Annotated in this window: 6 protein-coding genes and 1 pseudogene; 4 read left to right on the top strand and 3 right to left on the bottom strand. The window is 70.8% G+C overall.

All coding sequences use genetic code 11. From position 1 onward, the window contains the following. Window positions 1-357, top strand: a pseudogene (locus QK444_RS27875) (hypothetical protein); the annotation flags it as partial. Between the two features lie 244 nt (window positions 358-601). After that, window positions 602-1,462, top strand: a complete 861-nt coding sequence (gene nadC, locus QK444_RS27870) for a carboxylating nicotinate-nucleotide diphosphorylase (RefSeq protein ID WP_282785121.1) — start codon at window positions 602-604, stop codon at window positions 1,460-1,462. A gap of 10 nt (window positions 1,463-1,472) precedes the next feature. On the opposite strand, the gene QK444_RS27865 is transcribed toward nadC, so the two are convergent. The 3 genes from QK444_RS27865 to QK444_RS27855 all read right to left on the bottom strand — a co-directional run bounded on the left by QK444_RS27865 (window position 1,473) and on the right by QK444_RS27855 (window position 5,953). After that, window positions 1,473-1,964, bottom strand: a complete 492-nt coding sequence (locus tag QK444_RS27865) for a TerB family tellurite resistance protein (protein ID WP_282785120.1) — start codon at window positions 1,962-1,964, stop codon at window positions 1,473-1,475. Window positions 1,965-2,174: 210 nt separating this feature from the next. Continuing rightward, complete coding sequence (locus QK444_RS27860) at window positions 2,175-3,404, bottom strand: winged helix DNA-binding domain-containing protein (protein ID WP_282785119.1); 1,230 nt, start codon at window positions 3,402-3,404, stop codon at window positions 2,175-2,177. Between the two features lie 59 nt (window positions 3,405-3,463). Continuing rightward, entirely contained in the window at window positions 3,464-5,953 is a 2,490-nt protein-coding gene (locus QK444_RS27855) for an ABC transporter permease (RefSeq protein ID WP_282785118.1), read from the bottom strand. Window positions 5,954-6,196: 243 nt separating this feature from the next. Between QK444_RS27855 and QK444_RS27850 the strand changes: the two genes are divergently transcribed. Next, window positions 6,197-7,060 carry an arylamine N-acetyltransferase gene (locus QK444_RS27850; RefSeq protein ID WP_282785117.1) on the top strand — a complete coding sequence of 288 codons (864 nt, stop codon included), beginning with the start codon at window positions 6,197-6,199 and terminating at the stop codon, window positions 7,058-7,060. A 219-nt stretch (window positions 7,061-7,279) separates the two neighbouring features. After that, window positions 7,280-8,081: serine/threonine-protein kinase (locus QK444_RS27845; RefSeq protein ID WP_282785116.1), on the top strand; the 802-nt coding region annotated here is incomplete at its 3' end.

The raw sequence follows: 8,081 nt of genomic DNA, 5'->3' as shown, positions 1-8,081 counted from the left end.
GGCGGTGCGGCCGACGAGCACCCGGCCGGGGCGCACCCCATGACGCGCGGGTATCACGGTGGTCCGGATGCCACGGTCGGCGAATCGCGGTGCGGCACCGATACCTCCGCCACGGTGACCGCCGCCGATATCGAGGATGCCGCACTCACCCTCACCGCCCGTGTCCTGCTGGTCGCGGCGGCGGCGCGCACGGAAAGCCGTGGCTGCCACACCCGTTCGGACCATCCGGAGCCCCGCGCGGAGCAGCGCCGCAGTATCGGGGTGCGGCTCGGCGAGGACGGTCGGCCGCAGTTGCTCACCGACGGCTGGGAGGAGCCCATATGGTCGCGCACCGCCGTACCCACCGCCGCGTCATGAGACCGCCCGTGGCCGCGACGGCCGAATCCGCTGCCGCCGAGCGGCATTCGGAATCGCATCGCTCGGCCGGGAAGGGGCCTACCCGCGCCGAGCACACTCGCGCCGCCGCACACGGTTGTGCCGATGCGGCCGAGCACCTTCGTACCCGCGCGGGCGGACACGCGCGGATGTCGGCACCGTTTCCGCTTCCCGGCACCGCTCGTCCGCGGCGCGGTGCTCGATCCATCGATCCAGGAGTGCAGCGATGACCCTCGATACCGGACTCGACCGCGACGAGGTGGTCGCGCTCATTCGCACCGCCCTCGACGAGGATCTGCGCTACGGGCCCGATATCACCACCGTCGCGACGGTGCCCGAGGATGCCGTGGTGAAGGCGGCGGTGGTCTCGCGGCAGGAGGGCACCGTGGCGGGGCTCGATATCGGCCTGATGGTGCTGGACGAGGTGATCGGGGCGGGCGGTTACGAGGTCACCGAGCGGGTGCCGGACGGTACCCGGGTGCGGCCGGGTGACGCCGTGCTCGGCGTCGTCGCTCCCACCCGGGGTCTGCTGACCGCCGAGCGCACCCTGCTCAATATCGTCTGCCACCTCTCCGGAATCGCCACCGCCACCGCCGCCTGGGTGGATGCCGTGGCGGGCACCCACTGCCGCATCCGCGACAGCCGCAAGACACTGCCGGGTCTGCGGTCGCTACAGAAGTACGCGGTCCGCGTCGGCGGCGGGGTGAACCACCGCATGGGGCTCGGCGACGCCGCGCTCATCAAGGACAATCACGTGGTCGCCGCCGGTTCGGTGGTGGCGGCGCTGCGGGCGGTGCGCGCCCTGAACCCCACCATCGCCTGTGAGGTGGAGGTGGACAGCCTGGAGCAGCTCGACGCCGTGCTCGCCGAGGACGTGGAACTCGTGCTGCTGGACAACTTCCCGCTGTGGGCCACCCAAGCCGCCGTGCAGCGTCGCGACGCCCGCTCACCGCACACCGAGCTGGAATCCTCCGGCGGTCTCACCCTGGATGCCGCCGCCGACTACGCCCGCACCGGCGTGGACTATCTGGCCGTCGGCGCGCTCACCCACTCCGTACGTGTGCTGGACCTCGGCCTGGACATGTAGGGGCGGCGCGTCAGTCGGAAAGCCCGAACTCCTCGGGGTCCAGCAGCAGCACCTGGCAGGCCTCCCGGATGGTGGCGGCCTCGTGCTGGTCGAAACCGCCGTCCGCATTGCCGATCATGATGCCCAACTGCACGACGGCGCGCGCCTCGGCCGGTTTGCCGGTGCACTTGGCGACCTGCTGCATGACGTAGGCGCGGCCGAACGCCGGATCCATGGCGATCCGATTGCAGTTGTCCTCGAAGAGATTTCGCAGCTCGTCCACCGGAAACTGGCGCAGCACCGGATCCGCGCCGATGAGCTGCGCCACCCGCATCCGCTCGGCCGGATCGATACTGCCGTCCGCGGCCGCCACCAGGGCGCAGATCCCCATGGTGGCGTCCCGAAAGGAGCCGCCGCGCAACTCGGTGCGCTTGGCCAGCAACTGCTCCCGCCACTTCGGCGCCTGATCGACCAGCTGGCTGATCGTGCGCGCGTTGTAGAGGAAGCGGTTCAGGAAGGCCATGACACTCTCCGAATGGGAAGACCGGGCCAGCGCCCCCCGCGCCCCGGACATGCAGATGTACGTGCAGACCCTAACAGCGGGACCGCCCACCCGACACCCGACGGATTTTGAAGGATTAAACGGAAGATGTAGCGGCCGAACGGAACCCGTGTGCGCCAGCAGGTGTGACCTCCGCGCCGCCTCGGATAGCTCGCCGCAGGTCTTACGTCCTCACGACGGGCGCGACCTGCGGCGGTGGGCCGGTAACGCGGTGTGCGGCCGCTCAGCGGTGAGTTCCCGCTCCAGCGGGGTGCGGAAGCGGGGAATAGGGCGGACCTCGCCGTACCAGTCGGTGAGCCGGGCGGCCTCGACTTCGATGTGCCGCTGCGCCTCGGAGCCGACGTCTTCCAGCAGCCGCCACACGATCTCACCGTCCGCGCGCTGCGCCCAGCCGCCGACGATGCGCCCGTCCCACCACACGGTCGGCCCCACATTGCCATTGCGGTCGAACAGTGCCGGACCGTGCGCGCCCAGATACCAATCGCGCGCCTGCCACCCCATGGGCGTCGGATCGAGGGCGGGCAGCAGCGCCGCCCACGGCTCCGGCGCGGCAACCGGTTCCAGATCGTCGGCGAGCACCAGTCCGGTGCCGCCGTCCAGGTCGACCGCGACGGTGTCCAGTCGTGCGAGGGCCTTCTTCACCTCGGCGACCGTCCACCCGGTCCACCACTTGATATCGCTCACCGGGGCCGGGCCGAACCGGTGCAGCCACTGCCGCACCAACTCCGCGCGCGCCTCGTCCGCGAGCATGGCTGGAATCCCGTCCGGAAGCCAGGATTCGACCGGCGCCCAGGTGTACTGGCTGCTGGACCACGACCCATTGGGCCGCCCCCGCACGATGCGTCCCTCCGCGCCCAGGGTCACCAGCACCCAGGTGGTGATATTCGTCGGCTTCGAATACGGCTTGCCCGGCGCGGTGTCGACCTGTGTCCGCAGCCGCGGCACATCCTTGCTCAACTGCGCTCCGGTCGCCGCCCCCCGCGTCAGCAGCGCCCGATGCGTCTCCGCCTCGACATCGGCCCACCACGCCGACACATCCCCGTCGACGACCCCGGCCTGTTCGATGAAGCGCCCGTAGGTTTTTCGCTGCTTCTCGGCCAATGCGTCGGCGCACGACGCCTGCAGTACCGGCACCGTTTCGATCGGCGCCACGAACATGGTGCGCCGCATGGCCAGCATGCGCAGCAGCGTCCGATCCTCGTACAGCGCCTTCTCCACATGCCCGGGTTCGACCGTCCGACTGCGCGCGGCCACCGAGAGGAACACCGTCGCCGGATCGGTGGCGTGCAGCACCACCATCGCCCGCGCGATCTCGGCGGCATCGTCCACCCGCGCTTCGGGAGCGAGCAGATGCCGAACCGCCAGTCGAGCGCGCCGCTGCGCGGTATCGATCGAACGCATGGGCGAATGGTAGCGGCTGGCTCCGACATCCGCGCGCCTCCGGCCCGGGATGTCACCGGTCAGTCCGCGGCGACCGCGTCCACGATATTCAGCCGGGCCGCGCGCAGGGCGGGCGGAATCGAGCCGAGCAGGCTCAGGGCCAATGCCGCCGCCACGAAGACCGGGAGCAGCGGGCCGGGTCGGGCGGTGATCTCGATGCCGAGCAGGTCGGTGGCGATGGCGGCGTAGAGGAACTGTTCGATCAGCCCGAAGACGAGGCCGAGGGCCGCGCCCACCACACCGATGGCGGCGGCCTCGGTGAGGATCATGCGCAGGGCGAAGCGGCGGGTGGAGCCGACGGCGCGCAGGATGCCGAGTTCGCGGCGGCGTTCCAGCAGCGCCAGCATGAGCGTGTTGAGCAGGGCGGTGGCGGCGATGAGGGCGGTGATCACCAGTATGGCGCGGGCCAGGGCCATGGCCTGGGTCATCGAGGCGCTGATGCCGTCGAGGGCCTCGCGCCCGGAGTAGACGAAGACCCGGGGTCCGGCGGCCGTACGCAGGTCGGAGCGCAGCTGTTCGAGATCGGCGCCCGGGGCCGCGTCGATCTGCAGGGTGGTCGATCCGGGGCGGTCGAACCAGTCCCGCATCAGGTCCAGGCTCATGGCCACGGTGCCCGCCAGCGCCGAGAAATAGGACACGGTGTCGAGCACCTCGGCGCGTTTCTCTCCGCTGGGCGTTCGCAGGGTCACCGCATCCCCGGCGGTCACCCCGAGTCGGCCCGCCAGGGAGCGGGACAGCACCAGGCCCTCACCGGCCAGCAGCCGCTGCCCCACCTCGGCGCGCAGCGCCCGGAACATGGGGTAGTTGCTGCCCGGGGCCACGCCGTACAGCAGCGCCTTGGTGCCACCGAAGGCGGCGAATGCCAACTGCCCCTCCGTCATACGCGCCACCCCCGGCACCGCCGCCACCCGCTCGGCCACCTCCGGCGGCAGCAGGTCGGTGGGCGTCTGATCCTCCGGCGTGGGACTCACCCACAGCTCGCTGTCGCCGAGACTGGCCAGGCTGTCGCGCGCCCCGCGCACGGCGTCGTCATTGGCCCCGGTGATGGTCACGGTCATACCCACGGCGATGGTGACGGTCATGAGGGTGGCCCACACCCGCCGGGGCGCGCGTTCGATATTCACCGCCGCGAGCACCCCGGCTCCGCCGCCGCGCCGCGCCACCGCCGCGGTCGCCGCCACGATCGGCCCGGTGAGCAGGAAGGCCAGCGCGATCTGCGCGCCGAACGCGAAACCCAGTGCGACAGCGGAGAACACGCCCAGCTGCGCACGCACCACCAGCAGTGTCGCCGCCGTCAGCGCCACCACCGCCACCGCGGCGGCGAATCGCGTCCACCCGGATCCGGCATCGGCTCGCGACACCCCGACGGGTGCCAGCGCCTCCACCGGGGCCACCCGGTACACCTGCCGTGCCGCCACCGCCGAGGCGCCGACGCTGGTCAGCACCGCCGCCGTGATCGCCACCGGCACCGCGTAACCCGGCAGGATGTACTCCAGCCGCACCTCCACCAGTTGGGTGACGGCGGGCGGCAGCAGGCCGATGGCCCAGCGCCCAGCGAGTATTCCCAGCAGCCCGCCCACGGCCCCGCCGGCCAGTCCCACCACGGCCGCCTCGGCGAGGGTGTCGCGCACGATGGTGCGCTTGCCGCCGCCGATGGCCCGCAGCATGGAGATCGCCGGACGGCGTTGCGCCAGCGCCATACTCATCGTGTTGTAGACCAGGAACGCCGACACCACGAAGGCGATACCGGCCCCCATGGCGGCCATGAAGCGCAGCATGAGCACGCCGTTGCCGGTATCCGCGGCGCGCGCCATGGGTTCGGCGACGATCGCCCGCCCGGCCACCACCGCAGCCACGGCCGCACGCAGCGCTCCCGCGTCGGCATCCGGTGCCGCCACGATCATGATGGAGTCGAGTTGTCCGGTGCGTCCGGCGATCCGCTGCGCCAGCGGCAGCGGCGCGACCACATAGTGGCCGCCGTTGAACCGCCCCGACTCCGCGTCCGCGAGCACGGCGGCGACCGTGACCCGCACCGAACCCAACTCGAACACATCATTTTTCGCATAGCCGAGGTCCGGACCGACCAGCACGCCGTTCGATACGCCGAGCAGCGACCCGACCACGTCGTCGGCCACGGCTCCGCTCAGTTCGCCGCCCAGTGCCGCGCCCGACCCGTCCATGCCGAGCAGCAGCACCCGCTCGCCGTCGACCGGCAGATTCGCCCGCAGCAGCGGCACCGCCGCCGCCACCCCGGGCGCAGCCGCCACCTCATCGCGCAGCGACTGCGCGAATCCGGCGTCGGTGACTCCGGAGACCTCCAGGTCCGCGGTGCCCGCCAGCCCGGCGGTCAGCCGCTGCATCGAACCGGTCACCGAACCGGAGATGGCGAACACGGCCACCAGGAAGGCCGCCGACACCGCCACCACCGCGACCGTCGCCAGCGTCCGCCCCCAGTGCACGGTGAACTCCCGCACCGTGAACAGCCGTAGTCGATCCCATGGCGCACTCACGACCGCGCCCGGTTCCGCATCGAATCCGTCATGATGCCGCCTCCCCACCGCGCGCCGTCGCGGTCCCAGGCTAAGTCGCCCGGTCACCACTGTCCACGCGATCGTGCCGAGGCGGTGCGGTACCCGCCGTGCCCACGAAATCACCGTCGTGACCGTGCTGCCGGTGGGCTGGCAGGCTGGCGCGGAACATCTTCGGTCCGCACGGTGTTGATCGAATCGATTGCGGCAGTGGACGGAGGAGATATGAGCAGCCCGGTGGACCCGTCATACGGGTGGAACGGCGACGACCTGGATCTGGACGCGTATCTGGCGCGGATCGGGTACACGGGGGAGCGCACGCCGACCCTGGACACCCTGCGCGGGCTGACCTACGCGCACACCACCGGCATTCCGTTCGAGAACCTCGAGGTCATCCTCGGCCGCGATATCCCCCTTGACGTCGAATCGGTGCAGGACAAGCTGATTCGCCGCCGTCGCGGCGGCTACTGCTACGAGCATGTCGGACTGTTCGCCGCCGCGCTGGAGCGGCTCGGATTCGAGTTCACCGGACTGTCCGGCCGGGTCACCATGGGGGCGACCGCGCTGCGGCCCGCCACCCACGCCCTGCTGCGGGTGGTCGTCGACGACCGCGCCTGGCTGACCGACGTCGGCTTCGGCTTCGGCCCCCTGGCCCCCGTCGAGCTCACCGCCGACCGGGGCGAATTCGCCCTCGGCGCCTGGCGTTACCGGCTCGACCGCGCGAGCGGACCCCTCGACGTGGAGCAGTGGACGCTGCACCAGTACGGCCGCGACGGCTGGGTCGACCGCCACACCGTCGCCGTGAGCCCGCAGTACCGCATCGACTACGCGGTCGGAAACCACTTCGTCTCGACCTCGCCGCGTTCCCCGTTCACCACCCGCCCGTTCGTGCAGCGCTTCCTGCCGGAGGTGCACCACGTCCTCGACGGCACCGTCTGGACCACGGAGTATCCGGACGGCAGCGGCGATACGCGCGAACTGGAGCTCACCGAGCTGCCGAAGATCCTCGCCGAGGTCTTCGATATCGAGCTGACCGACGCCGACGCGGCGGAACTGGCGCGCGGGCAGTGGGCGGCGCGTCGGGAATAGTGATCCTCACCGCACACCGACACGCGCGTTTCCGCAGCTGGTAACGCGATAATCACCCGAATGCGATGAGGATCTCAGCGAGATCTCAGTCATATCTCGCGCTGACGTCGGCGCGGCGCGCGCGGCCCGCTACACTCGTGCGGGGAACACGCGGGCAACCGCCCCGGCACAGTCATTCATCGCGGAGAACTTCGGAGTAGTGTCATCGAAACCGGCCAAGTGATCGCAGGGCATTACCGCCTGGTCGAACGGATTGGTAGCGGCGGCACAGGCGTCGTCTGGCGAGCCGTCGACGAGAGGCTGGAACGGTCGGTGGCGATCAAGCAGATCCTCACCCAGCCGACCCTGTCCGAAGCGGATAAGGAAGTAGTGCGTCAGCGCGCGGCCCGAGAGGCCCGCAACGCCGCCCGCTTCCAGCACCCCAATGCCATCGTCGTCTTCGACATCACCGAGCATGAGGGTGACCCGTGCCTGGTCATAGAGTATCTGCCCTCGCAGAGCCTCGCCGTCGTGCTGTCCTCACAGGGCACGCTGCCGCTGCCGCAGGTGGCGCGCATCGGCGAGCAGGTGGCCTCGGCGCTGATCGCCGCCCATCGCGCGGGCATCGTGCACCGGGACGTCAAGCCCGGCAACATCCTGCTCGGTGACAACGGGGCGGTGAAGATCACCGACTTCGGCATCTCCAAGGCCAAGGGCGATGTGACCCTGACCGCCACCGGACTCATCTCCGGTACCGCCGCCTACCTCGCCCCGGAGGTGGCGCGCGGAGCCGAGCCGACCCCCGCCGCCGACGTCTTCGCCCTGGGCGCGACGCTGTTCCACGCGCTGGAGGGGGAACCGCCCTACGGCACCAACCCGAATCCGCTCGCGCTGCTGTACGCGGCCGCCAACGGTCAGCTGAGCGAGCCGCGCAACGCCGGTCCGCTGGAGGATCTGTTGCGTCGCCTGCTGAGCTTCGAGCCGGAGGACCGGCCGAGCATGCACGAGGTGCGCGACCGCATGGCGGACTTCGCCGAGGTCG

Source organism: Nocardia sp. CC201C, assembly GCF_030010695.1.
Classification (GTDB): Bacteria; Actinomycetota; Actinomycetes; order Mycobacteriales; family Mycobacteriaceae; genus Nocardia; species Nocardia otitidiscaviarum.
This window is presented reverse-complemented; position numbering and strand designations above follow the sequence as displayed.

Coding starts and splice junctions, on each gene's coding strand:
- QK444_RS27860 (WP_282785119.1), bottom strand. CDS start 3,404: ATGCGTTCGATCGATACCGCGCAGCGGCGCGCTCGACTGGCGGTTCGG.
- nadC (WP_282785121.1), top strand. CDS start 602: ATGACCCTCGATACCGGACTCGACCGCGACGAGGTGGTCGCGCTCATT.
- QK444_RS27865 (WP_282785120.1), bottom strand. CDS start 1,964: ATGGCCTTCCTGAACCGCTTCCTCTACAACGCGCGCACGATCAGCCAG.
- QK444_RS27850 (WP_282785117.1), top strand. CDS start 6,197: ATGAGCAGCCCGGTGGACCCGTCATACGGGTGGAACGGCGACGACCTG.